The organism is Kribbella sp. DT2 (assembly GCF_049844575.1).
In the GTDB taxonomy this organism is placed as follows: Bacteria; Actinomycetota; Actinomycetes; order Propionibacteriales; family Kribbellaceae; genus Kribbella.
In genome coordinates this window covers 26,000-50,315 of the sequence record NZ_JBNCLH010000002.1, presented here as the reverse complement: position 1 = coordinate 50,315, position 24,316 = coordinate 26,000, and the positions used below count along the sequence as shown (strand labels likewise).

Below are 24,316 nucleotides of genomic sequence, written 5' to 3'. Positions count from 1 at the left end.
TTATCTGTGCTCGTCGAGACGGTTCGACACCGCCATCGAAACCAGCCCCGACACGACCAGCCAGACCAGCGCGGCGACCAGCCACGGCCACCACTCCTGCCCGGCCGCGGCCATCGCGACGGCCTTGCCGAACAGCCCACCGGCAGGCGCGAAGACCAGCACCAGCAACGCCCGCGCCACGGTGGTCTCCTTGGTCATACTTCATTGTCGGAGCCGATCGCCGCCCTCGCAGCGACACGGCGCGCCTTCGCCCCGGGCGAAGCCCGAGCCCGGTCATCGCACCTCGAGCTTCGTCCGCACGATCCGGAGCATCGCGCGACAGACCGGAAGGTCGGCGGCTTTCGGCAGCCGCATGTGCCCGACCCGGTTGCGGATCGGCAGCAGCCGACGCAGGTCGCTGACCGTCTCGGGGGAGAGTCCGATCGGCGCGCTGGTTCTCCGCCCGTCGATCAGGTCGATCAGTTGTCCCAGCGTGAGGAAGTCCAACGGGTTCGCCAGCTCGGTGAGAGACCGGCTGGACTCCAGCCCCGCCGCGGTTCGGACGTAGTTCAACTGGTCGTCGGCCAGCGCCTGGACTGCCCACTTCCGGCCAAGGCTCTGCTCGAGGGCCCGCGCCATCGCCTGCCGAAGCAACCGTTCGATCTCGAAGAGGCCGGCCGAGATCTCGGCCCAGTCCCGCGGCGGCGAGACGCAGCGACGGCTCGCGATCTTGAGGCCCCGCAGCCAGGACGACCCCAGCGCCTTCCGGAACACCATAAGGTTCTCCTGATCGAGATCGATCGAGGCCACACCGGCGTTGATCAGCTCGGCCTGCATCCACTCCGGAACGTCGACGAGCGGGACCTCGGTGGTGCGCTCGTCGATGACCCAGTGATCGAGCCATGCCACGTAGCTCGCGCCGAGCTCGAGAATGGTGTCGGCGGCGACCGCGGTGGCGACAGCCTCGAAGTCGTCCGTGGACGCCTCCATCGACGTGCTTCCTCCGAGCCTCGCCGCAAGCCCCCTGCAGATCGACGCCTCGGCCGGGATGGTGCCGTGCGTGGCCTGATACTCCGCCAGCACCCAGTCGGCGAGCCGACTCTCCTTGAGATGCACATCCCGGCTGTCCAGGACCAGCGAGCTCCCGTCGCCAACCGGGAAGACCGACCGTGGTGATCGCGAAACGACCAGTACGCGGCCGGCGGTCGCCGAGATCCAGTCGTTGACATCGACCCGCAGTCGTTCCAGGGACCGATGGGCGGAGTGCAATTTCTCCATGCCGAGGAGGATCACGACGTCGACCTGCGAATCCACCTCGAACCGGGCGCCCTGCCGAACCGCCACGACCGCGGGGCTGTGCCCGCTCTCCCGGAGCTCGCCGGCGATCGTCTCGCCGTTCTCGTCCACCCGGTGGAAGGCGCTGTAGTGAAGGAACAGGTGCGAACTCGTCTCGATGGACTTGATGAGCTCCGGGTACCACAGGTGGTCGCTCATTGCGGCCTTGCCGGTACGGCGCCGAACTCGGCCAGTGCGGTCATCCTCAGCCCATCGCCGTCTTCAGCGATCAACCCGAGTTGCAGAAGATGATCCACCAGGGTGGGATAGGTCCGCTCCACGTCAAGCGACTCGGCCATACCTTCTTGAAGAATCTCCAGAAGGCTGTGCTCGTCCGGGTAGTACCGGATGACGCTCTCCAGCATCTCCCGGACCTGGCCCGCCACCGAGCGCCGCCACTGGCGCCTCGAACGCTGAAGAACGTCGAGATCCACCGTCCGGTTCGACAAGTCCGTGGACAGCCCGTCGACGACTCGGGTCGCCAGAGTACGCAACAGGAAGACGTGCCCGTCCGAGATCTCAGCAGCCCGTGCGGTCGCCTCGTCGGTCCATCGCACCGCCATCCGTTCGCCGAGCCGAATGAGTATCTCCGCGCTCTCCGAGGGGCTGAGCGGTGGCAGAAAGGTGGTGCTGGCCCAGGCAAAGAACGGATTCTCCCGCGAGAACAGCTCGCCCTTCTCGAGAATGCTGCTGGTCAGGCCACTGACCACCACGTTGAAGTTCGAGTTCTCCTGGACCAGCGCACGCAGCGCACCGAGCAACTCGACGACCTCTGGTCGATCGTCGTCCCACTCCGCCGCCGGGCCCACGAGACTTTCGATCTCGTCCAGTGCGAGAACAACGTTGACTTCCTGCTTGGCCACGTGCCCGAGCAACGTATGAAGGGAACGGCGGAAGTCGGCGATCGTCGGCATCCGTGGCAGATCGACCAGTTCGTGGGTGCGGAGGCCGTGCGAGCGGAGCTCGGTCAGCAGGTTGACCCGCAGGTCCTCCAGCAGATTCGGCACTTGCGCGAGGCGGGAGCTCGGAAGCGTCTCCAGATCGCGCAGGACGAAGATCTGGCGTGCGCTCCTGCTCGCCACGGCCCGCCGTCCCAACTCCTTGACCAGGGACGTCTTGCCGGTCTTCCGCAGGCCGAACACACCGGACACGCGTCCTTCCGTCAAGTGGTCGCTCAACTTCTTCAGCGTCGTCTGCCGCCCGAAGAAGTCCCCGCCTGTGACCGGAAGCGTCTGGTCGTACAGATTGGTAGCCACCAACCTCTTGACCAGGTTGTCCCAGATCTCCTCCGCCGGATCCGAGCTGTTGGGTTTGGGTAGTGCGACGGCGACGTGTTCTGCGCGGCTGGACCAGTCGTCGAGCCTGGTCCGCATCATCGGATCAGGGGCCCAGAGCAGGAAGATGTCGGGCGTGGCCGGACGCGGCGCGAGATCGACCAACTGCCCCAGCCGCAGATACGTACGCAGCTGGAGATCCCGGTACGGCGTGTAGTACGCCAGAACCTCACGGGTGATCCCGAAGCGACGCTCGATCACGGCACCGAATCGGATCAGCGCGATCCATGAATCTCCATCGCCCGGAATGGGACTCGGCGCCGCGTAGACGAAGTCACTCCCCAACTTGCGCAGTGCGGCTCGATGCGACAGCGCGACGGGAAACCTCGCGGTCAAACGACTGAGGTATTCGACCAGCTTCCACTCCTGCACATTGACAGACCCTTCGGTGAAGTCCTCCGGTCTGATCACCACACGTCTCCCCCCGGACCGGCCGTCAACCGCGGCAATCGCGACTGTCATCGGTCCGGCCGACATGTGTTGATCGTTCGATCGCAACGCGGCGTTACCACGCCGGCGTAACGCTGAGTGATCCGTTACCTTTCTGCGACGTTCACGGACCGCGCCCGCCAGTTCCTGTCCGTGGCAGGGTTTAGCGTCGTCCACGACAAGCACCAGGATCGGGGGCACAGTGAGCGGGACCCGGATCGAGACCACGGCGTACGGCGCGGCCGCGCTGGAGCGGCTGGGCGAGGTCGTCGCGTGGCTGAAGGCCGACGACCCGATGAAGCCCGTCACGCTGCTGCTGCCGGACAACCTGACCGGGGTCGTGGCCCGCCGATTCCTTGCCTCCACAGGCATCGCGGCGTTGTACCTGGCGACACTGCCCCGCCTCGCCGAGCAGTTGGCCGCCGGCCTGCTCGCGCCCCGAAGGCCGGCCACCCGGCCGATCGTCGCGGCCACCTGGCGGACCGCGCTGTCCAAGGCGCCCGAGGTGTTCGAGGAGGTCGCCGACCACCGGTCCACCATCCAAGCGCTTGCTGCAGCGCACCGGGAGCTGCGCGACCTCAGCGATCCCGCGCTCGAGAAGGTGTCGGCCGCCTCCGGGCTCGGTCCGTCGTTGATCCGTCTGCACCGCACGGTCCGCGACGAGCTGAGCAGCGACTGGTACGACGAGACCGACCTGCTCCGCGCCGCCGCCTCCCGCGCCGAGGCCGAGCCGGCCGTGGTCGCCGAGCTCGGCTCCCTGGTGCTGTACCTGCCGCAGGAGCTGAGCCAGGCCGAGGCATCGTTCGTCGCCTCCCTCGGGATCGCTGCCGCCGACCTGACCGTCATCGTCGGGCTGACCGACGTACGCCGCGCCGACCGCGGCGTCCGGCGGTCACTCGAACGCATCGGGATCGACCTGCCGCCGTCGATCTCGAAGAACTACCCGGTCGCCACCGAGGTGCTGAACGCCTCGGACGCCGACGACGAGATCCGCTGCGTCGTCAGGGATCTGGTCACGGTGCTGGAGAAGACACCGGCCCACCGGGTCGCCGTTCTGTACTCCGCCGCCTCGCCGTACGCGCGTCTCCTGCACGAGCACCTCGCCGCCGCGAAGATCACCGCGAACGGTCCAGGCACCCGCCCGGTGCACGAGCGGGCCCTGGCGCGGACGCTGCTGGAGGTCCTCGCGCTGATCGACCGAGACCTCCCCCGCGCCGACCTCTTCCGCGCACTGGCCAACGCTCCGACCCGCGACTTCACCGGCGAGCGGATCCCGGTGCCGCAGTGGGAGCGGCTGTCGCGGGTGGCCGGCGTCGTCCGCGGCGACGACTGGGAGGTCCGCCTCGGCCGGTACGCCGAGGCCGAGCGCCGCACCGCTGAGCAGGAGCAGCTCGCAGACGACCCGCGCCCCGCGGTGATCCGCCGCGCGCAGTACAACGCGTCCAACGCGCACCGCATGCACACCTTCGCCGTCGAGCTGCGCCGCAGGCTGGGCGCGGCCGCGGTGATGGAGAGCTGGGCGCAGCTGTCCGAGGTGGTGCTCCGGCTGTTCCACGACCTGCTCGGCGACTACGCGAGCCTGCCCGTCGAGGAGCAGTACGCGGCGGTCGCGGTCGAGGGATCGCTGCGCGGACTGTCGACGCTGGACGAGCTGGGCACACCGGCGAGCCTGAGCGTCCTGCGGGACGTTCTCGATCTGGAGCTGCAGCAGTCCTTGCCCCGCATCGGCACGTTCGGCACCGGCGTGCTGGTGGCTCCGCTGTCAGCGGCCGTCGGGCTGTCGGTCGACGTCGTCTACGTGGTGGGCCTCGCCGAGGACCTCTATCCAGGCCGCGTGCACGAGGACGCCCTGCTCCCGCACCGAGTCCGTGAGGCGGCGGCGCCCGAGCTGGCGTCGGCGCGGGACCGGCTCGACGAGAAGCAGCGGCATCTTCTCGCCGCGTTCTCAGCCGGTACGGCGCGGGTCGTGGCCTCGTTCCCCCGCGGCGACCTGCGCCGATCGAGCCGCCGACTGCCGACCCGCTGGCTGCTCGGCACGCTCCGAGACCTGAGCGGCGACCACACACTCGCGGCGACGCTGTGGGACCAGACGTCGTACGGCGATCGCCTGCTCACCTCCGCGTCGTACGCGGGATCGTTGACCACGGCAAGGATGCCGGCCACCGAGCAGGACTGGCAGGTCCGCGCCGCGACGGCCGGGCTGCCCCTGTCGGACGGCGTGGTTGACCGCGCGCGATTGTTGCTCCGGGCCCGTTCCAGCGACGAGTTCACCCGCTTCGACGGCAACCTGGCCGGGGTCGACGGCCTGCCGGACTACGCCCTCGAGGAGCGGATCGCTTCACCGACGTCGCTGGAGTCGTACGCGTCCTGCCCGCACGCGTACTTCGTCGAACGCCTCCTCCAGGTCGAACCGCTGGAGGCTCCGGAAGACCTGCTGGTGATCTCGCCGGTCCAGATCGGCAACCTGATCCACAACAGCCTGGACGCGTTCGTCAGCCGGCTCGCGGGCTCTCTCCCGGGCTACGGCGAGCCGTGGACCGCCGAGCAGCGGTCGCTGCTGCTGGCGATCGGGGCCGACCTGGCCGACCGCTTCGAGGCCGAAGGACTGACCGGCCATCCGCGCTTGTGGCAACGCGAGCGACTGCGCATCCTCGGCGACCTGCTCGTCCTGCTCGACGACGACGATCGGTGGCGAGCCGCGCACGACGCCTCGGTCGTCGCCAGCGAACTGCGCTTCGCTCTCGACGGCGAGCCACCGGTGGAGATCCCGGTGCCGTCCGGTCGCGTGCTGCTGCGCGGTTCCGCCGACAAGGTCGACCTCGGCAAGGACGGCACGATCTACGTCACCGACGTGAAGACCGGCGGCTTCTCCCGGTACGAGGCGATCGAGTCCGACCCGGTCGCCGCCGGCACGAAGCTGCAGCTCCCGGTCTACGCGTACGCCGCCCGCGCTCGGCTCGGCGAGGAGACGACGCCGGTCGAGGCGTCGTACTGGTTCGTCCGCAAGGGTGGCCGACGGATCCCTGTGCCGCTGACGCCCGAGGTCGCCGACCGCTACGTGCACGCACTCGACGTGATCGTCTCGTCCATCGCCGCCGGGCAGTTCCCGGCCAAGGCTCCCGAGGTGCCGGACTTCCTCTGGGTGCAGTGCCCGTACTGCAACCCCGACGGCATCGGCCACAGCGAGGTCCGGGCCCGCTACGACCGCAAACGCTTCGACCCGACGCTGGAACGCCTGGTGCGCTTGATCGATCCGGGCGCGCTGCCCGCCTTCGTCGAGGTGAGCCTGAATGACTGAGCTGCTCGACGCGGAGGCCCGCGAACAGATCCGCAACGACACCGAGACGACGCTGTTCGTCGAAGCCGGCGCCGGTTCCGGCAAAACCCACGCGCTGGTCGACCGAGTCACCACCCTGGTCCTGCGCGACGGCGTCCCTCTGCGCACGATCGCTGCCGTCACCTTCACCGAGAAGGCCGGCGCCGAGCTCCGCGACCGCCTCCGCGTCGAGTTCGAAAAGGCCCGCAAAGGCCCCGATCGCGTCCGGGCCGACGAAGCCCTAGACGACCTCGACTCCGCGTCGATCGGCACGCTGCACTCCTTCGCCCAGCAGATCCTGCTCGCGCACCCGATCGAGGCCGGCCTGCCACCGCTGATCGACGTCCTCGACGAAGTCGGCTCCTCCGTCGCCTTCGAAGAGCGCTGGTCCGAGCTGCAGCAGCAACTCCTGGACGATGACTCGATCGCCGAGCCCCTCCTGCTGGCCATGGCTGTCGGCGTCGAGCTGAAGCATCTCCGGTCCCTGGCCCGGCTCTTCGGCAACGACTGGGACCTGATCGGCGAACGCGTCCTCGTCGACCCGCCCGAGCTGGTCGCCATGCCCGACCTCACCGGCCTGATCGCCGCCGCGGCCCAGATCGGCGCTGCCACCATCGATTGCCGAGCCGACGACGACCGCCTGCTCCCCAAGATCCGGCGCATCCGCGACCTGGGCCTGATGCTCGCCGCCGCCACGGACGCCGAGACCCAGCTGGCGATCCTGCAGAACCTCCGCACGCTGAAGATCGGCAAGACCGGCCGCAAGGAGAACTGGCCGGACATCACCCGCAACCGCGCCGACTGCACCGAGGTCGTCGAGGTCGCCGGCTCCCTGGTCGAGCTCCTCCTGGACTCTTGCCTAAGGCACCTTTCCCGCTGGATCGCCGAACGCGTCCTCGAGTCCGCCGAACACCGCCGAGCCGAAGGCCGCCTGGAGTTCCACGACCTCCTGGTCCTGGCCCGTAACCTCCTCCGCCGAGAGCCCCTGGTCCGCTCAGCCCTGCAAGAGCGCTACCACCGCCTGCTCCTCGACGAGTTCCAAGACACCGACCCCATCCAGATAGAACTGGCCGTCCGCATCGCCGCCGGCGCCTCCGCCGACGCCGAAGACTGGCAAGACATCGAGATCCCCGGCGGCTCCCTGTTCGTAGTAGGCGACCCCAAGCAATCCATCTACCGCTTCCGCCGAGCCAACATCGCCACCTACCTCACCGCCCAGTCCCTCCTGGGCGAAACCGTCACCCTCACCACCAACTTCCGCACCCTCACCCCCGTCCTCACCTGGATCAACACCGTCTTCACCACCCTCATAGCCCCCGCCCCAGACGCCCAACCCACCTACCACCCCCTAACCCCCCACCGCCTTTCCCCACCAGCCTCCGGCACACCCCACCCCACCCAAACCCCTCTTACTTCTCCTTCACTGGCCGAAGCGGCCTCAACCCCCACCAACCCAGCCGGCCGCATCACCACCACCCCAACCACCGGCGACCAACTCTCCCTCTTCGGCGACCCCAACGAGCCGACCCCGTCAACAGAGGAAAGCGACGACCAACCGCTCGCCACCGTCACCTCCATCCGCCGCCACCTCACCGTCGTCCCACCCACCGCGGACGACGACACGCAAACACCCTTCGCCGCCGCCACAGCAATCCCCGGCTGGTCCCCCAACGACACCCCGAACGCAACCCCACCCCACGCCCACGACAACAACCAATGGCCCGCCGGCCCCGCCGTCACCATCCTCGGCGCCACCCCGCACGACGACCTCCCCCGCGCCCAAGCCTCCGTCCTCCGCGAACGCGAAGCCGCCGACGTAGCCACCGCCATCACCCAAGCCCTGCAAGACCAATGGCTCGTCTACGACGAGAAAACATCGACCTGGCGCCCAGCAGGCGCCGGCGACATCGCCGTCCTCGTCCCCGCCCGCACCTCTCTCCCCTTCCTCGAAGACGCCCTCGACCGCGCCGACATCCCGTACCGCGCCGAGGCCAGCTCCCTCGTCTACCAAACCGCCGAGGTCCGCGACCTCCTGGCCTGCGCACGAGCCCTAGGCGACCCCAGCGACCAACTGGCCCTGGTGACCGCCCTCCGCTCACCACTCTTCGGCTGCGGCGACGACGACCTCTTCACCTGGAAACGAGCCGGCGGCTCCTTCACCCTCACCGCCCCCATCGCCGACAACCTCCTCACCCACCCTGTCGGCGAAGCCATGGAGTGGCTCCGCAAGACCTATTACGCCTCCCGCTGGCTCACCCCCAGCGAGGTCCTCGCCAAGATCGTCGCCGACCGCCGCATCCTCGAAGTCGCCGCCACCGGCCCCAGAGCCCGCGACGCCTGGCGCCGCATCCGTTTCGTCGTAGACCAAGCAAGAGCCTGGTCCGAGGTCGAACACGGCGGCCTCCGCTCCTACCTCGCCTGGGCCGCACACCAAGGCGAGGAAACCTCCCGCGTCGCCGAAGCGGTCCTCCCCGAGACCGACGCCGACGCCGTCCGCGTGATGACGATCCATGCCGCCAAGGGCCTCGAGTTCCCCATCGTCATCCTCAGCGGCATGACCGCGTCACCCAACCGTCAACGCGGCGTCCAGGTCCTCTGGCCCCAAACCGGCGGCTACGCGGTCAAGCTCAAGGCCTCAGTCCAGACCGAAGACTTCGACCTGGTCCAGCCCGTCGACGAGCAGATGGACGACTACGAACGCCGCCGTCTCCTGTACGTCGCCGCCACCCGGGCCCGCGACCACCTCGTCGTCTCCCTCCACCGCTCCAACACCCGCCGCCACTCCAGCAACGCCGAGCTCCTCACCTCCGCCAACGCACTGGACGTCCCCGACCTCCACCACCTCACCCCAGCAACCTCCATCCCAACGGACGAAGCCTCTCCAGCAACCTCCGCCCCAGGCGGCCGACCTTCCCCAGCCGCCACTCCCTCCTCCACCCCGAAAATCTCCCCACCCCTCAACCGAGCCGAGTGGGTATCCCGCATCACCGAATCCCGCGCCGCCAGCCGCCGCCGTTCCAGCCAAAGCCCTTCCGGCCTGGAAGGCACCGGACCCGACGTGGCCCTCCACGAAGCCGACCCCGGTACGGCGAAAGCAGCCCGCGACATCGACCTCCCACCGTGGTCCAAAGGCCGCTACGGCACAGCGATCGGCCGAGCCGTCCACGGCGTCCTGCAGGTCATCGACCTCACCACAGCCGCCGGCCTGGACGCAGCGGTCCAGTCCCAATGCCTGGCCGAAGGAGTAGTCGAGTACGCCGACGTGGTCAAAGCCCTCGTCCGTTCAGCACTCGATTCCGAGATCGTCCAACGAGCCGCCACCCGCGACCACTGGCGCGAATCCTTCGTAGGCATCCCCCAACCGGACGGCACAGTCCTGGAGGGCTTCATCGACCTCCTCTACCGGGAAGACGACGGCACCCTGATGATCGTCGACTACAAGACCGATGCCATCCCCGCCGCGGCCCTCGACTCCCGCATCGCCCACTACACGCCCCAACTCCACGCCTACACCACCATGCTCCCCACCGAGGCGAAGGCAACCCTCCTCTTCCTCTCCCCCACCAAAGCCCACGCTCACCAGCTGCAGTCCCTTGCCCTAAGCAACCACTGCTCGCAGGAAGCGTCGCCTTCTTCGCCCCGGCCCACCGACCAACAGCAAATTCACTTGCCGACATCCCCCACCGCCCCGACGATCAGTACATGACCACGACCAAAGCCCACCTGCTACTGACCTTCACCGTTCGTTCGGTGGCGGCCCAGCAGCAGACCGGCCGACCGTTGGGATCGATCACCTCTCGCACGTGATCACCGCGCTCGTCGCGGGCCTGATCGCCGGCTACGGCATCGCCATCCCCGTAGGCGCCATCGGCACCTACCTCGTAGCCCTCACCGCCCGCACGACCCTCAAGGTCGGCGCCGCAGCCGCCCTCGGCGTAGCCACCGCCGACGGCCTCTACGCCCTCATCGCCACCCTCGGCGGCTCAGCCATAGCCCCCGCCCTGGCTCCCATCACCACACCCCTGAAGTGGATCTCGGTAGCAGTCCTCCTGGCCTTGGCCGCCCGAGGCGCGATCACCGCCATCACCCACCACCGCCGGATCCACGCGAGCAAATCCACCCCACCCCCGCCAACCCCCACCAGCGCCTACTTCACCCTCCTCGGCATGACGCTGCTCAACCCCACCACCATCCTCTACTTCACCGCTCTGGTCCTAGGCGCCCAAAACACCACAACCCCAACCCCCACAGAACAATCCATCTTCATCGCAGCCGCCTTCATCGCCTCCACCTCCTGGCAACTCCTCCTCTCCACCAGCGGCGCCTTGCTAGGCCGCCTCCTCACCACCCCCAAAGCACGCCTCCTAACAGCCCTGACCTCCAGCGCGGTCATCACCGCCCTAGCCCTACGAATCCTCATCACCTAACCAGACCCGGCGACTACCCCTCCCGGACGCGGACATGCGCGTGTCCAGGAGGGGCACCTGACCGCCATGGACATCCCCCGCCTGACTCACGTCCGAGTGAACGTCCGAGATCTAGCCGCCGCGATCACCTGGTACGAAGACCTCCTCGCCGTACCAGCCGAAGGCCACTGGCCGCCCGACGCCCCGACGTACGCACACTTCACCCTCGGCCCCACGCAGTTCGCCCTCGGCCGGTACGACCCCACACCTGCGACCGGCGCCCGCTTCAACCTGGAGGTCGACAACGTGGACGAGTGGTGGTCACGCCTCAGCCCGACGGCCGATGTGGTCGAGCCACTCACCACCACGCCGTACGGCAGCCGCAAGTTCGCCATCCGCGACCCCGACGGAAACGAACTCGGTTTCGTCCAGGCCTAGGCGACGCCCGCCCTCGAGCACCTCACACCACGAACTCGAAATTCAATTGCACGGCCTTGCTAGCGTGCAGGAATGTCCCCTCAGCGCGCCCTGCTTCCACGGTCGACACCAGCCGCCGCAGGCCTCTCGCCCCGCGCGATCACCGCGCTGCTGGACCAGCTCGAAGCGCACTCCGTCGAGTGCCACTCGCTCATGGTCGTACGCCGCGGGCACGTCGTCGCCGAAGGCTGGTGGGCGCCGTACTCGGCCGAACGCCCGCATCTCCTGTACTCGCTGACCAAGTCGTTCACCTCGATCGCCGTCGGCCTCGCGATCGCCGATGGCCTGCTGTCGCTGGACGACCGAGTCGTCGACGTACTGCCCGACCACGTCCCGGCCGACATCCCGGACCAGGCCCGCCGCCTGACCGTTCACCACCTGCTGACCATGACCGCCGGCCACGCCACGGACAGCCTCACCGAAGCCTGGCTGCTGGAACCGGACGACCTGCTGAGGGGCTTCCTCCGCGTACCGTTCTCCACCCCCGAGGGAACCCAGCACACCTACGACAACGCGACCACGTACATCCTGGCCAGGATGGTCGAACGCGTCACCGGCCAGGCCCTCCCCGAACTCCTCGACGAGCGCCTCTTCAACCCGATGGGCATCGACCACGCCGAATGGGACCGCGTAGCAAGCAGCGCCGCCTTCGGCTTCCACGGCCTGCATCTCACCACCGAGTCCGTCGCCGCCTTCGGTGAGCTGCTGCGACGCGGCGGCAAATGGGGCGACCGGCAACTAGTCCCGAGCGAATGGGTCGAGCTCGCAACCACCCGCCACATCGAGACCCTCGCCCTCCCCGACTGGACGCCGAACCCCGACTTCCTCAGCGGCTACGGCTACCAGTTCTGGATCAACCGCCACGGCTACCACGGCCAAGGCGCCTTCGGCCAGTACTGCGTTGTCGTCCCGTCCCACGACCTGGTCATCGCCTTCACCGGCGCTGTGGACCCCACAGACGTCCTCCCCGGACTCTTCTGGGATCACCTCCTCCCAGACCTGGACGCGCAGGCCGACTCCTCAACCGCAGCCCACCAACACGCCCTCACCAACCAGCTACACCAGCTGTCCCTCAAGCCGATACCAGGCACAGCCACCCCAGCGCATCAGCCCGAAGCCAGCACCAAAGCAACCGTCGACGCCTCCCCCGAGGACTCAGCCCTCCCCCACGAAACCCCAGTTCAGCTCACCCCGACCGACGACGGATGGCACCTACACCTAGGCCCCTCCCTAACCCTTGAGGTCGGCCACGGCGACTGGCAAGAATCCGCACCCCTAGGCCGCCCCGTCGTAGCAACCGGCGCGTGGCAAGCCAACACCTTCACCGCCGACCTCTACGTCATCACCACCCCCCACCGAGTCCGCGTAGTCATCGACGCCACCACAGGCACAGCAACCGCACGATGGAATGTCGTCCCCCTCACCACCTCCCACCTGACCTTGCACCTCAAGGCGCCCCTGATGACCCGCCCAGACGTCGCGTAGGCCGGAGCGGCCCGGCTCAGGATCGGACCCTCGGCAGCGCCATCGCCGCGTTGGGACCACCGCCACTCGACCTCACCAGCGTCGTTCCTCGGATTCCCAGCCCGGGCCGACAAATCGGTGAGAACCGAAGGGATAGCAGCCGGCCTGCCGACCTCCGCGGCCTCTCCTCAGCTCCGCAGGCTGTCCTCGTCAGGAGGGCGGATGAGGAGCGGCTGACCTGACATCAGCTGACAGCCGGACGCGGGATCAGGCAACCTACTCGACGATCTCAACCGCTACGCCGTACTGCTCGAGAAACTCAGCAGCGAGCTCTTCACCAGCCAACCTCGGCAGACTCCGCTCCCACCAGGTTTGATGTGGCCACATATCCACAGGTATCAGCAGAGCCCTGTAGCGCTCGTCCGCGGCGGCGACCGCCGTACGTACCCACGACAACTGCGGGAAACGCCCGAGGCCGGGGTCGTTCAACAATCGCTCGAGCAGCCCACGCACCGACCGATCATTGTGGAACTCGTCGATGTCTTCGGAATAGCCCTGCTCACAGGCCTGCACGAACTCCAGCCATTCGTCGACCAGAGCCGCCGGACTACTCCTTGGCCTCCCTCCCGCAGCCTCCATAGCTCTACCGAAGGAGGCGAGGAACTCAGCGGTGTCGTTCACGAGACATATCCTTCCAGAAGTACGCCAGCGGATCGTCTGGAACGAAGTAGCTCGCGATGATCCCGTCTGATCTGCGGACTCCGAACTCTCCCGTCACCGGATCAAGGCGGATGAGTGCTCCGTCGCGTAGCCGCAAGCCTTCGATTGTTCCGGGCCGTGCACCGGAACCCATGAAGGCGCGAGCTGCGTCGACATAAGCCGAATAAGTTCCCAGGCCGGCCAGGTCGGGGCTCTTGCTTCTCAGTGTGTTCTTCCCCATCGCCGTGTTGATCCCCTTGACATGCTTGGCGTAGTGCGCGAAGGCCAAGCGCTCGTTGGCGAAGTTCCCGACCAGGACCAGCTCAGTACCGGTGCCGCTCGTCGACGACGCGACCCGCGCGTCACGCGCGGCGACTCCCAGCCCGGGGAATCGGCTGGCGACACCGATGACGGCAATGCTCGCAGCCAGGTCCGAGCAATTCCCTTTGACCACGCAGGCCTCTGCCGAGAGAACCCCAGCTGAGCCAGCGGACGCCATCCCGGTGACCGACGACACCTGCATGAGGATCGGGATCGCCGGGGCACACGGGCGGTAGATGGTGCAGCCTACGGCGGCGGCGATGGTGCCGATGGAGATCCAGCCGGAGATGTGGGAGACGTCGGTGAGGGTGCCGTTGATGTCGTTGAGGCCGGTGAGGTCTGTGTTGGTGAGGGGGTTGTTGCCGGCGTAGCCGTATGGGTGGGAGGAAGCGCCTTGGTCTGGGGAGAGGAAGGTGCCGGCGGCGGGGTTGTACTCGCGTTGGCCCAGGAGGTAGTTGCCGTTGGGGAGTTGGAGGCCGCCGGCGAAGCCTGGAGATGGGACCGTGGGGGCTGCCGGTGGTGTGGTGGGAGCGGCGGGGCGTTGTGTGCCGAAGGGCTCGTACGCATGGGGCTGGTCGCCGGTGGGGAGGACGGTGCCTGTTGGGGTTGTGGTGTGGGCGGTGGAAGTGCTGAGGGTGGTGGTGGAGAGAAGGCCTCGGCCGTAGGTGTGGCGATTGGTGGTTTTGCCGTTGGTGGTGCTGAGGATCTGGGGCCACAGGGGGTCCCAGAGGTAGCGGGTGGTTTTGCCTGCGGTGGATTCGGTGAGGCGGCGGCCGTCGGCTGTGTGGGTGTAGGTGGTCTTCGCGGTGGCGGTAGTAGACGACGCGGGTTTGCCGGCGGCGGTCCAGGTGTAGGTGGTGGTGCCGTCGGAGGTGAGGTTGCCGTCGGCGTCGTAGGTGTTGAAGTGGCCGACGGGTGGGACCTTGGGGTAACCGTTGGGTGCGGTGATGGAGCCCTGGAGCTCGCTGCCGGGGCCGAACAGGGACCACTTGGTGCCACCGGGGCGTTCTTCCCAGGTGCGGTTGCCGGCGCCGTCGTAGGCGTAGCGGATGTAGTCCTTGGCCTCGTTGGTGCACTGGTCGACCGCATAGCAGACGGCGGTCAGCTGATCGAGGGCGTCGTAGGTGTAGGCGGCCTTGCCGGTGACCGAGTCGTTCGTCAGGGTCAGGTTGTCGCCTGCGTCGTAGGAGGATGCCACGGTCCGGAGAGGCTTCCCGGGCTGGGTCAGGCGTAGCTCGGTCTCGCGGCCGCGGACGTCGTACAGCCGGGTTTCAGTGTGGCCGGACGGACGCCGCGCGGTGATCGCGCCTCGGGCGACGTCGTACGCGTAGGTGGCCGCTGGTTTGCCGTCGACCTTTGCCGTGGTGAGGCGGTTGACGGCGTCCCAGGTGTAGGTCTCGGTGTGGCCGGCGGCGCTGCGGGACTGCAGGTTGCCGGCTGGGTCCCACTGGTAGGCGACGGTCGAGCCGGGTCGGCTGACGGAGGTCAGCTGGTCGAAGGCGTCGTAACCGAAGCGGGTGAGCCCGCCGACGTCCGTCATCGTCGTACGGCGGCCGGCGGCGTCCCAGGTGAAGGAGTTCGACGGGGTCTTGTCGGAGTAGTCGACGCGGGTCATCGCGCCGCGGGCATCGAGGGTGAAGGACGCGGACTTGCCGGACGGCAGCGTGGTGCGGACGAGGCGGCCGGCCTTGTCGTGGGTGAAGCGCCAGGTGCGGCCACCGTACGTCGTCGCGGTCAAGCGGCCGGCTGCGTCGTACTCGGAGGTCTGGGCCCGCCCGCTCGCATCGGTCTGCTTGATCAGTCTGCCGGAGGCGTCGAACTCCGCCGTTGCCTCTGGCAAGGACGGCGCGGTGACGCCGACCAGTTGGCCGGCGTCGTCGTAGCGGTAGCGGGCGGTTCCGCTGCGCGCGTCGGTCGAGGTCGAGAGCCGACCGCGGTCGTCGTAGTCCAGGCGGGTGTTCTGGTCCAGCGGTCCGTGCTGTTCGAGAGGCTGGTCGTCGGCCGAGTAGGTGACCGTCGTCGTCTGACCGCGCGGACCGGTGATCTTGGAAGGACGGCCCCACCCGTCCACCTCGACCTTCGTGACGTTCCCCGCTGGATCGGTGGTGCTCGTCAGGTCACCGTCGGGTGAGTAGCCGAATCGGGTCGTCCGGCCGAGCACGTCTCGCGTCGACGTGGGCAGGCCACGCTGGTCGTAGGTCACCGACGAGGTCTTCCCGCCGTACGACGTCGCGGTGAGATTGCCGCGGCTGTCGTAGCTGAAGGTCGAGCGACGGCCGAGCGGATCTGTTGCCGAGACAGGATCGTTCGAGGCGTTGTAGGACCGTCGGGTGGTGAAGCCGGCGGCATCGGTGGAGCTGGTGACGCGGCCGAGAGAGTCGTAGGTGTGGCGAGCGCCGTGTCCCAGCGGATCGAAGACGCGGATCAGGTTGCCCGCGGAGTCGTAGTGGAAGGTGACCGTGACACCGGTCGGGTCGACCTGCCGCACGAGCCAGTTGCGCTCGTACTCGTTGATCCATCGGCCGCCGGTTGGGTCGGTCATCGTGGACTTGCCGCGGATCCCGGCGGCTTCCCACGTCCACGTGCTCTTGGCGCCCTTGCCGTCGGTCTGGCTGACGACGCGGCCGTCCTCGTCGTACTCGGTGACCAGGGTCGAACGGACGGCGTCGCCGCGCTTCTCGGTGCTCAGCCGGCCGGCGGCGTCGTACCCGTACTCCGTCCTCACACCGCCGGGCGACGTCACGGCGACGAGCTTGCCGTCGGTGTACCCGTACTGGACTCTGCGATCCTCGGCCCCTGGAGCAACCAACCCGACCGTGGTCAAGAGACCGGCATCGTCGTAGGAGTAGTCGAGCGACCTGCGGCCGTTGGTGACGGAGCCGATGCGGCCGGAATCGCGGGTGATCGTCAGGCCCTGGCCGTTGCGGTCGAGGATCGACAGCAGCTCGCCCGATGAGGAGAAGCGCATGCGCTGCTGGTCGATGTCGGTCAGGACGTAGTCCGTGCCCGAGCGACCGAGAGTGAACCGGGCCGCGCCCGGCTCGACGACGAAGCCGGTGCCACGCTGGGTGAAGGCGATCTCTCGGCCGTCGGAGGCCAGGTACGTCGCCGAACGGCCGGTGACGACCAGCTTGTCGGAGTACGACGTACGCCAGCCGGGGCCGAGCGAGCCCGTGGATGGATCGTTCGAGTTGTAGGTCCGGTCGACGCTGAGTGGGACGCCGAGTCCGGCCACCGTCGCGTCGGTCTCGACCGCTGTCAGAGCTCCGGTCAGCGAGTTGACCGGGTCCGACTGCATCGCGAAGGGGCCGAACAGACCGCGCGCCTGTTTGTCCGGGAGCACGAATCCCGGCGCGCCCGCGTAGATGTTGACGTTCCCGGTCGCCGCGCCCTTGCCGTTGGTCAACGAGGCGGCGAGCAGGCCGGGTGAGGACGGCACCGCGCAGTCGAGAGGGACGGTGACGGTCCAGGTCAGCGACTGCGTCCGGGCCGGCTTCGGTTTGGGGTGGTTGGTGCACGGCCAGCCGCTGACCTGCCAGGTACGGAGGTCGGTCAGTTGCATGGCGCAGATGTTCATCGACGGGGCAAAGGTCCGGGCCTTGAAGGTGAACGTCTGGCCGGTGCCCGCGTGACCGAAGCCGCCGTCGTTGGCGATCTGGGGACCCTTGGTCAGCAGCTCGCCGCCGGCAGTGATGCTGACGTCGACGTGGATGCAGGTGCCGTCTTCGGCGCTTGCGGTCCGGGCGGTCCACGGGCCGAGCAGGAGGAGGGCGAGCAGGGTGCACAGTGCACGTCGGGCTGCCCGCATCTGGTGTCTCCGTCCGCTGGAAGGGATGTCACGGAGAGTTTACGGCGGTGGCTGGTGGTTACGGGGGTGGTGATTACGGGCTGTGGACAAGTGGGGACGTCACCCTGTGGGCGGGGCGGGGTGGCTTTCCCCTACGATGCACCGCATCCGGATTTGATCGGATTCCCGGTCGGATCGCCCAATCCGGCTGGCGGGTTCGCCACCAAGAGTGTGAGGGTGTGGCTCATGAACATCGGTAGTCGGAAGATCGTCGTGGACGAGGCGATCGCGCAGTTGCGCATCTACTGCGAGTCCAACAGCGCCGTGCTGCGGTACTACGACGGACTTCCGGGGCTGACCACGGTCGGCGGGTCGGAGCCGGACAAGGTGACGCTCGAGGATCTCGCGCGGACGATGGTGATCGGATCGGACCTGCGCGCGCTGGACATTCCGTGGTTGCTGGAGGTGGACGCGGACAAGGAGTTCGCGGCGATCCCGGTGGACGCGAAGCTGGAGAACGCCGCGCCGGGGTCGGAGTTGTTCGAGGCAGCGATCGCGCTGGACGAGAAGTTCTCCGGGCACCGTGGGTTCGGGACGGCGAAGAAGGCGAAGCTGCTGCACCTCAAGCGGCCCTATCTCTTCCCGGTCAACGACAGCTTCATCCGGATGACCTACAGCCAGGCTTCGGCGGGGGCCGAGTTCCTGGCGGCCGTGCACCGCGACCTGGTCAACCCGGCGAACGTGCGCGACTTCAAGGCGCTGCAGGTGCGGTTGATCGCCGAGCCGGCGACCTCGGCGGCGAAGGTGCTCGCCGAGGCGCCGACGCTGCGGCTGCTGGACATCCTCGCGTCGCTGCTGGGCGAGGCGAAGTAGGCGGTACGGCGTACGCGCGGGCCCGTACGGCGTACTGGTGGCTTACATGACGCCGAGGCGGGCCAAGGGCTCGACCAGTTCGCGTTCTTCGTAGGACAGGTGGGACAGGAGCGTGTCGTCGAGCAGCTCGACGGCGGCGCGCAGGTCGTCGAGGGTGCCTTCGCCGGAGACGAGGGTGACGAGGGCCTTGTCGACGTTCTCGAGGACGTCGTGGATGACCAGGTGCTCCTCCTGGAGGCGGTCGACGACGGGCTTGAGGCGGTCGTCGGCTCGGCGCAGCCGTGGGAAGAGTGAGGCGTCCTCGATGGAGTGGTGCGTGGTGACGAGGCGGCAGTAGGACTCGCAGTAGGTGCCGAGGGTCCAGTTGTTCTGGCGCATGGTCATGGTGTTGATGTGGGAGCGGGCCGCGCCAACGCCCATCGAGCCCGCGGCTACCTGCTCGACCAGGTCGTGGATCTGTTCGAGCTCGGCGCGGAGGTGGTCGTGAACCTGGATCAGGTGTTCGCCGGAGGACAGCTGGTACGGCGTGTAGGTGCGCTCCGGGTCGAGGGCCGGACCGGTGGGGCGGTCGGACTCGTCCCAGACCTGTACGGCACTGCGCCGCTCGGTCGGCGGAGGCGTCGGTACGACGGTGAAGTTGGCCGAGCCCGGCGAAGAGACCGACACGGCGGAGCCGGCGGTGCGGTTTACAGAGGAGTTGTCGCCGGGGCCGGCGGCGTTCGCCGCGGCGGAGGTGGCGCTAGAGCCAGCGGCGGGGGCCGCGGCCGCACTGCCAGCACGTGCGGAGGCCCGCGCTGCTTCGACCGACTCCTTCACGCCCTCGGCGACGTCGGCGAAGCGGCGGATGTCGTCGGGGTTGTCGGAGCCCAGGATGTACGTGCTCATGCCCTCCGTCAGCGTCAGCTCGGTGAGTTGCTCGATCCAGACCGGCTCCGGTCCCTGGAGGAAGCCGCCCTGGCCGGTGAAGGTGCCGGAGAGGTTGTAGAGGCGACGGACAGCAGAAGGGTCTCGGCCGGCCTCGACAGCGGACTCGTCGATGATCTTGTTCATCTCACCCAGCGCGTCCGGACCGCTGTAACCGCTCGACGGGACCCAGCCGTCGGCGAGGCGGCCGGTCAGGGCGAGCATGCGGGGCTTGTACGCGCCGAGCCAGATCTCCACGGGGTGCGCGGGCGCCGGGCCGCGCTTGGCGCCGTTGAGGGTGTAGTGCTTGCCGGGGAGGCGGATGCCGCCGCCCTCGGGCTTCCACACCTCGCGGATGATCGCGAGTGCCTCCTCCAGCGCCGTGATGCTCTGGCCGGCGGTCAGCTCGGGCCCGCCGTTCGCGGCGACGGCCTCGCGGAAACCGCCGGCGCCGAGGCCGAGCTCGACGCGTCCGCCGGTGATCAGGTCGAGCGAGGCGACACTGCGCGCCAGTACGACGGGATGCCGCAGCGGCAGGTTGGCGACGTTGGTCGCGACCTTCACCGTCCGCGTCTGCGCGGCGATCACGCTCAGCAGGGTCCACGCGTCGGCCAGCCGGGGCTGGTACGGGTGGTCCTGCAGCGTGACCAGATCCAGTCCGACCTGCTCGGTCAGCTGGGCCAGCGCGATCACGCGGTCGACCTGATCGATCGCCGGCGTGAGGAACGTTCCGAAGACCAGCTCGTGCCCGTAGTCCATCGTTCACACCTTCGTTGCCGCAGTAGTTCGTGACACGTACTATTGACCTGACGAACAAATTACTTCGTGCCACGAACATTCACAAGCCAGGGAGCCCAGGATGGATGAGACGCTCAGCACCGCGAGCAGCCTGGTCCGCCTCACCCACCTCGTGCACACCCTGTACGCCGAAGTCGGCCGCGGCTGCGACCTCACCACCGCCCAGGCCCAGATGCTCTGCTCGCTCGGCAACCGCCCGACCGGCATGGCCGAGCTGTCCGCCACGCTCGGCGTCGAGCGCTCCAGCCTGACCGGGCTGGTCGACCGCGCCGAGCACCGCGGCCTCGTCGTACGGCAGCCGGACGCGCAGGACCGGCGGGCGGTCAAGGTCGCCCTGACCGCGGCAGGTCTCGACGCCCTGCACCGCTTCCACCATGAGCTGACCAAGAAGCTGGAGCAGTTGCTGACCGAGCTGCCCGCCAAGGAGCGCGACCAGTTCACCGGCACGCTCAGACGGATCGTCGCCGACGTCCCCGCGGTGTTCGCCGACTAGACGGGGACCAGCGCGTAGGCGTCCTCCAAGGTCAGCAACCGCCCAGCCGCGTACTCCACGTCGTACCCATCCCCCAGCGCCGCACGAGCAGCGCCACCGATCCGCAGAACGTCAGCCTCCTCTGCCGCCGTCGTCGGCAACCCCTCCGTCTCACGCACCACCACAGCCGCCCCCAGCATCCGCACAGCGACAGCAGGTGCGCTCAAAGCCAGCGTCCCCGCAATCCCCTCCAGCGACCAGGCCATCGACCGCCGCGACTCCTGCTCGACCCCCAGCTCATAGGCCTCCACATGCAAGGCCCGCGCAGCCGTCAGCTCACCCTGCAGCTCCAGCAGGAACCCCAGCTCGTCCAGCACCATCGACAGGTACAGCACCGAGTCGTCCTGACGCCGCGCCTCGTCGAGCAGCGTCTGCAACCGCTTCTCCGCGACGTCCAGCTCACCACTGCGCCGAGCCGCGAAGCCCAGCACCAGCGCACCGAGCGACTCCATCGGCCGGTTGCCCTGCTCCAGCGCCAGCTGGAACGCCTGCTCCCCGTACGCCGCCGCCTGCGCGTAGTCGCCCTCCCGTACGGCGGTCCAGCCGAGCCAGCCGTACTCCCCCGCGACGTCCGGCCAGAGCCCCAGCTCCTCCGCCATCCGGAGTGCCTCGGTGTGCAGCTTCACCGCGCCCCGGAAGTCACCGACCAACTCAGCGTGCGAGCCCAGCCAGCCGAGCGCCTGCAGCTGTCCCCACCGATCGCCCAGCGCGCGGAACAGCCGAGCGCTCTCGGCAGAGTCGCTCCGCAGCGCCTCCAGGTCAGCCCGGACATGCGCATGCTTCGCCCGCGCCGCCAGGACCGCAGCAATCCCCCACCGGTCACCGGACTGCTCGAACGACGCCAGACACTGCTCCAGCATCGCCAGAGCCTGCGACAGGTCGCCGGAATCGCTGCAGTGCAAGGCCATCCAGAACACCGACCTCGGTCCGACATCAGCCATGCAGCGGTCCCGCAGAGCCGTCGCGCCGTTGTCGCCGTGCAGGTACATGTAGCCCGCCAGCCACGCCGCCAGCACAGGCGTCTCCGGTACCGCCTCAAGCGATCGCCGGGCCTCAGCAAACCGCCCACGCAGGAACCAGTACCAGCCAAGCGAGGACACCAGCTGCTGAGCCAGTCCGTCGTCCCCTGCCGCGACAGCCCCGTCCAGCGCGCTGCACAGGTTCCCGGACTCGTCGTCCAGCCGCTGCAACCACACCCCCTGCTCAGCGCCGTACAGGTGAGTGGAAGCCAGCGCAGCCAGCTCGACGTAGTACTGCCGATGCCGCGACCGCACTGCCTCGTACTCGCCGGCCTTGTGCAGCTTGTCCACGCAGTACGCCGCCACAGACTCCAGCAACCGGTAGCGCATCCCGTCAGCACCAGCCACCGGTACGACGAGCGACCGGTCGACCAGGCGAACCAGTACGTCGAGCACGTCGACCCCACAGACCGCCTCCGCGGCCTCCGGCGTCCAGCCGTCAGCGTGCACGGCAAGGCGTCGCAGGACGGCCTGCTCGTCAGGGCTCAGCAGCTCCCAGGACCAGTCGATCATCGCCATCAGCGTCTGCTGGCGCGGCGCCGCACCCCGATGCCCGGTCGCCAGCAGCCGGAACCGGTCGTCGAGCCGCGCAACCAGTCCGGCGACGCCGAGAGCCCGGACCCGCGTCGCGGCCAGCTCCAGCGCCAGCGGGATCCCGTCGAGCCGCCGGCACAGTACCGCCACGGCCGACGCGTTCTCGTCGGACAGCGCGAACGCCCTGTCCGCTGCAGCCGCCCGCGTGACGAAGAGCTGCACAGCAGTCGACTCCTGCAGGTCATCGACAGTAGAGCCCAGCGCCGGCACTCCCAGCGTCGGCACGTTCCACACCGCCTCACCGGTCAGCCCCAACGGCTCCCGGCTGGTCGCCAGCACACGCAGCCCCGGAGCAGACGCCAGCAGCCGGTCGGTCAGTGCAGCGGCCTCACTGATCACGTGCTCGCAGTTGTCGAGCACCAGCAGCCGTTCCCCCAGTACGTCGGCCAAGTGCTCCACAACGTCCTCGCCCCCCACGTCCCGCAGATCCAGCGCGACCTGCAGCGCGTCGGTCAGCGAACCGGTGACGTCCAGCGCGTCCGGCGCGATGCCGGCCAGCTCCACCAGCGTCACGCCGTCCCGGAACCGCCCTGCTGCCTCAGCAGCCGCAGCGATCGCCAGGCGCGTCTTGCCGACGCCACCGGGACCAGTGAGCGTCACCAGCCGGTCCTCCGTCAGCCGCCGACCGATCTCGGCCAGAGCGACCCCACGGCCGATCAGCTCCGTCAGCTGCGCCGGGAGGTTGTTCCGCCGGGCCGGAAGCTCCTGCGTCAGCACGGACTGTTGCAGCGCGACCAGCTCAGGACCCGGGTCCAGCCCGAGCTCGTCAGCCAGCAACCCGCGCAGCTGCTCGTAGCTGTCCAGCGCCTCGCTCTGCCGACCGGCGCGGTACAAGGCCTTGATGTGCGCAGCCCGAAGGCGCTCCCGCAGCGGATGCTCAGCTACCAGTGCAGTCAGCGCACTCACGTCCGTGTAGTGCGACTCCTGCGCTCCCAGCCGCAGCTCACTCAGCCGGGCCACGGTCGCCGACACGAAGGCCTCGTCCGCGAAGTCCGCGTACGCCGGACCGCGCCACAGGGCCAGCGCCTCCTCCAGCTGCCCCTGCTCCAGGTACGCCGTGAACTGCAGCGCGTCGTACGTCGCACTGTCGACCTTCAGCGAGTAACCGGCCGGTCCGGACACGACCAGTGCGCGGGAGCCGGGCTCAGCGTCCTCGAAGGCTCGCCGCAGCTGGGACACCTTCGCGGACAGCGTGCCGGAGGGGTTGCCGGGCAGGTCGTCGCCCCACAGGTCGTCCAGCAGCCGGTCCGCCGGCACCGGCCGGCCTTCGTGCAGCAGCAGGTCGGCCAGCAGGGCCCGCACCTTGAGGCCCGGCACGGTGACCGGTTCGCCACTGTCCGTCCAGGCCGCTACCGGCCCCAGCACCCCGAATCGCATGGCCGCACCTTACATTTCGGTCCGCCCGCCGCCGACCGGAAAGAAACCGTAAACCCCCTCCGGCAGAGTCTTCCTCAACAGAGCGGAGGTGGACATGAGGCTGAACGTCGCGGTGATCGTCGCCAGTACCCGGAGCGGGCGCTTCGGACCCACGGTGGCCGGCTGGTTCGCCCAGCAGGCAGCCAAGCGTGCAGAGCTCGACATCGACCTGATCGACCTGGCCGCCGCGGACCTGCCGGCGACACTGACCGACACCGACGAGCCGACGCCCGCAGAGGTCGCCGTACTGGCTCCCCGGCTCGCTGCCGCCGACGCGTTCGTCGTGGTGACGCCGGAGTACAACAGCGGCTTCCCCGCTCCGCTGAAGACGGCACTGGACTGGTATTACGAGGAGTGGCACGCCAAGCCGGTTGCCATCGTCAGCTACGGCCGGGAGACCGGTGGCCTGTACGCCGCCGCGCAGCTGCGGCAGGTCTTCACCGAGCTGCACGCCGTCGCCATCCGCAACACCGTGGCCCTGCCCTGCTACTGGGAGCAGTTCGCCGCCGACGGGAGCTGGCCCCGCTCGGGCTCCGGCTACGAGGCCTCCGTCAAGACCACGCTCGACCAACTCGTCTGGTGGGCCGAAGCACTCCGCACCGCCCGCCTCAACACGCCGTACCAACCCTGAGAG

General features: G+C 68.6%; 15 protein-coding genes. 8 read left to right on the top strand and 7 right to left on the bottom strand.

Annotation, left to right across the window (positions count from 1 at the left end; genetic code table 11):
• The 3 genes from ACLQ2O_RS08980 to ACLQ2O_RS08970 form a co-directional block, all read right to left on the bottom strand.
• Positions 1–198: a hypothetical protein gene (locus ACLQ2O_RS08980; protein WP_425829196.1), complete on the bottom strand. Its 198-nt coding sequence runs from the start codon at positions 196–198 to the stop codon at positions 1–3.
• 75 nt (positions 199–273) lie between these two features.
• Positions 274–1,473 carry a hypothetical protein gene (locus ACLQ2O_RS08975; RefSeq protein ID WP_425829194.1) on the bottom strand — a complete coding sequence of 400 codons (1,200 nt, stop codon included), beginning with the start codon at positions 1,471–1,473 and terminating at the stop codon, positions 274–276.
• Positions 1,470–3,059, bottom strand: a complete 1,590-nt coding sequence (locus tag ACLQ2O_RS08970; protein WP_425829192.1) for a hypothetical protein — start codon at positions 3,057–3,059, stop codon at positions 1,470–1,472. The genes ACLQ2O_RS08975 and ACLQ2O_RS08970 overlap by 4 nt, the downstream gene beginning before the upstream one ends.
• A 220-nt stretch (positions 3,060–3,279) precedes the next feature.
• On the opposite strand from ACLQ2O_RS08970, the gene ACLQ2O_RS08965 reads away from it, so the two are divergent.
• The 5 genes from ACLQ2O_RS08965 to ACLQ2O_RS08945 all read left to right on the top strand — a co-directional run bounded on the left by ACLQ2O_RS08965 (position 3,280) and on the right by ACLQ2O_RS08945 (position 12,761).
• Positions 3,280–6,375, top strand: a complete 3,096-nt coding sequence (locus ACLQ2O_RS08965) for a PD-(D/E)XK nuclease family protein (RefSeq protein WP_425829190.1) — start codon at positions 3,280–3,282, stop codon at positions 6,373–6,375.
• Complete coding sequence (locus tag ACLQ2O_RS08960) at positions 6,368–10,099, top strand: UvrD-helicase domain-containing protein (protein WP_425829188.1); 3,732 nt, start codon at positions 6,368–6,370, stop codon at positions 10,097–10,099. The genes ACLQ2O_RS08965 and ACLQ2O_RS08960 overlap by 8 nt, the downstream gene beginning before the upstream one ends.
• A gap of 97 nt (positions 10,100–10,196) precedes the next feature.
• Positions 10,197–10,820 carry a LysE/ArgO family amino acid transporter gene (locus ACLQ2O_RS08955; protein ID WP_425829186.1) on the top strand — a complete coding sequence of 208 codons (624 nt, stop codon included), beginning with the start codon at positions 10,197–10,199 and terminating at the stop codon, positions 10,818–10,820.
• A 66-nt stretch (positions 10,821–10,886) separates the two neighbouring features.
• The gene (locus ACLQ2O_RS08950; protein WP_425829184.1) at positions 10,887–11,237 is read left to right on the top strand and encodes a VOC family protein; all 351 of its coding nucleotides are present in this window, start codon (positions 10,887–10,889) and stop codon (positions 11,235–11,237) included.
• 72 nt (positions 11,238–11,309) lie between these two features.
• Positions 11,310–12,761, top strand: a complete 1,452-nt coding sequence (locus ACLQ2O_RS08945; protein ID WP_425829182.1) for a serine hydrolase domain-containing protein — start codon at positions 11,310–11,312, stop codon at positions 12,759–12,761.
• A 255-nt stretch (positions 12,762–13,016) separates the two neighbouring features.
• On the opposite strand, the gene ACLQ2O_RS08940 is transcribed toward ACLQ2O_RS08945, so the two are convergent.
• Both ACLQ2O_RS08940 and ACLQ2O_RS08935 read right to left on the bottom strand, forming a co-directional pair.
• Positions 13,017–13,421, bottom strand: coding sequence for a hypothetical protein (locus ACLQ2O_RS08940; protein ID WP_425829180.1), 405 nt, complete (start codon positions 13,419–13,421; stop codon positions 13,017–13,019).
• Positions 13,405–17,568, bottom strand: a complete 4,164-nt coding sequence (locus tag ACLQ2O_RS08935) for a DUF6531 domain-containing protein (protein WP_425829178.1) — start codon at positions 17,566–17,568, stop codon at positions 13,405–13,407. Before ACLQ2O_RS08935 ends, ACLQ2O_RS08940 begins: the two co-directional genes overlap by 17 nt.
• A gap of 225 nt (positions 17,569–17,793) precedes the next feature.
• Between ACLQ2O_RS08935 and ACLQ2O_RS08930 the strand changes: the two genes are divergently transcribed.
• A complete protein-coding gene (locus tag ACLQ2O_RS08930; protein ID WP_425829176.1) occupies positions 17,794–18,420 on the top strand; it encodes a DUF6308 family protein in 627 nt (208 codons plus the stop codon).
• 42 nt (positions 18,421–18,462) lie between these two features.
• On the opposite strand, the gene ACLQ2O_RS08925 is transcribed toward ACLQ2O_RS08930, so the two are convergent.
• Positions 18,463–20,082 (bottom strand): LLM class flavin-dependent oxidoreductase, encoded by a 1,620-nt coding sequence (locus ACLQ2O_RS08925; RefSeq protein ID WP_425829174.1) that lies wholly within the window; start codon positions 20,080–20,082, stop codon positions 18,463–18,465.
• Positions 20,083–20,182: 100 nt separating this feature from the next.
• Here ACLQ2O_RS08925 and ACLQ2O_RS08920 point away from each other — a divergent pair, with 100 nt between their 5' ends.
• Positions 20,183–20,614: a MarR family winged helix-turn-helix transcriptional regulator gene (locus ACLQ2O_RS08920; RefSeq protein WP_425829172.1), complete on the top strand. Its 432-nt coding sequence runs from the start codon at positions 20,183–20,185 to the stop codon at positions 20,612–20,614.
• Here ACLQ2O_RS08920 and ACLQ2O_RS08915 read toward each other — a convergent pair.
• The gene (locus tag ACLQ2O_RS08915; protein ID WP_425829170.1) at positions 20,611–23,643 is read right to left on the bottom strand and encodes an AfsR/SARP family transcriptional regulator; all 3,033 of its coding nucleotides are present in this window, start codon (positions 23,641–23,643) and stop codon (positions 20,611–20,613) included. The genes ACLQ2O_RS08920 and ACLQ2O_RS08915 overlap by 4 nt on opposite strands.
• A gap of 94 nt (positions 23,644–23,737) precedes the next feature.
• On the opposite strand from ACLQ2O_RS08915, the gene ACLQ2O_RS08910 reads away from it, so the two are divergent.
• The gene (locus ACLQ2O_RS08910; RefSeq protein ID WP_425829168.1) at positions 23,738–24,313 is read left to right on the top strand and encodes an NADPH-dependent FMN reductase; all 576 of its coding nucleotides are present in this window, start codon (positions 23,738–23,740) and stop codon (positions 24,311–24,313) included.
• The last annotated feature ends 3 nt before the right edge of the window (positions 24,314–24,316 follow it).